At 69.0% G+C, this 1,644-nt stretch carries 1 protein-coding gene; it reads right to left on the bottom strand.

The genetic code is table 11. The features are described from left to right. A partial coding sequence (locus ACIBI9_RS67830) for a beta-ketoacyl synthase N-terminal-like domain-containing protein (RefSeq protein WP_397239675.1) occupies positions 1-1,644 on the bottom strand: 1,644 nt, incomplete at both ends.

Below are 1,644 nucleotides of genomic sequence, written 5' to 3'. Positions count from 1 at the left end.
GCCCATGCCGGGGTGTTGGGCGCCTTGTCCGGAGTAGAGGAAGGCGGTTTTGCCGGGTCGGGCCCGTCCGGTGATCACGTTGACGCCTCTGCCCATACCGCTGTTTGAGGGGGCGGGAGCACCGGCTCCGGATCCGTTGGCGGTTGCCGCTGCGGTGGCGGCGCTGGTGTCACTTCCGGCGCTTTGGGTGTTGCCGGTGCGACCATGAATGCCGCTGCCATTGCCGTTGCCAGTGCCCGTGTCGCTTCCGGCGCCGTTTGCGGTGCTTGTGCCTGCGCTGATGCCGTTGCCTGTGTCGCCGCCTGTGCCGATGTTGATGCTGCTGCCGTCGGCGTTTGTGGCGGTGAGGTGGTGCAGGGCGTTGTGGAGGTCGTCGGTGTTGCGGGCCAGGATGACCGCGCGGTGTTCGAGGTGGGCGCGGGTGGTGGCGGCCGATAGGGCGATGTCGTGCAGGGGCAGGTCGGGGTGGGTGGCGAGGTGGCTGGCCAGGCGGGCGGCCTGAGCGGCCAGGCTCGTCTGGTCGCGGGCGGACAGGGCTACCGGGACCAGGGGCAGGGGTTGCGGAGCTTCAGTGCCCGTGTCGGTGCCCTTGTCAGCGCCGCTGTTGATGCCGGTGCCTGTATCAGCGTCGGTACTGGTGTGGGGGGCTTGTTCGAGGATGAGGTGGGCGTTGGTGCCGCTGATGCCGAAGGAGGAGATGGCGGCGCGGCGGGGTTTGTCGGTGTGGTCGGGCCAGGTTTGGGGGTGTTGGAGAAGGCGGATCTGGCCTTGTTCCCAGTCGACGTGGGTGGTGGGGGTGGTGATGTGCAAGGTCTGAGGGAGGAGGCCTTCGCGGGCGGCCATGACCATCTTGATCACACCCGCTACACCGGAGGCGCACTGGGTGTGGCCGAGATTGGACTTTACGGTGCCCAGCCACAAGGGGTCTTCTTCGGGACGGGCTCCGTACACCTCGAGGAGGGCTTGGGCCTCGATGGGGTCGCCGAGTTTGGTGCCGGTGCCGTGGGCTTCGACCGCGTCGATGTCACCGGGGGCCAGGCCCGCGTTGGCCAGCGCCTGGCGGATCACCCGCTCCTGGGAAGGACCGTTGGGGGCCGACAGGCCGTTGCTGGCGCCGTCCTGGTTGACCGCCGATCCGCGGATCACGCCCAGGACCCGGTGGCCGTTGGCCTGGGCGTCCGACAGCCGCTCCAGCAGCAGGATGCCCACGCCTTCGGAGAAGACGGTGCCGTCGGCCTCGTCGGAGAACGCCTTGCACCGGCCGTCCCGAGCCAGACCACGCTGACGGCTGAACTGGATGAGCAGTTCGGGGTTGGGGAGCACGGTCACGCCGCCCGCGAGCGCCAGTGTGCTTTCGCCTCTGCGCAGGGACTCGCAGGCCAGGTGGATGGCGACCAGGGAGGAGGAGCAGGCGGTGTCCACCGTCAGCGCCGGGCCCTCGAGGCCGAAGTTGTAGGCCACCCGTCCCGACATGACCGAGCTGGACGTGCCCGTGACCAAATAGCCTTCGACGTCGGCCGATGGTGAATCCGCACCGTATCCGGTGTGTGTTCCGCCGATGAAGACGCCGGCCGGGGTGCCGCGAAGCGTGCCCGGGTCGATCCCGGCCCGCTCCAGAACCTCCCACGAGGTCTCCAGCAGCAG

It is taken from the genome of Nonomuraea sp. NPDC050451 (assembly GCF_044458585.1).
Note: the sequence above shows the minus strand (reverse complement) of the source record. Positions and strands in the feature narration are given on the sequence as shown.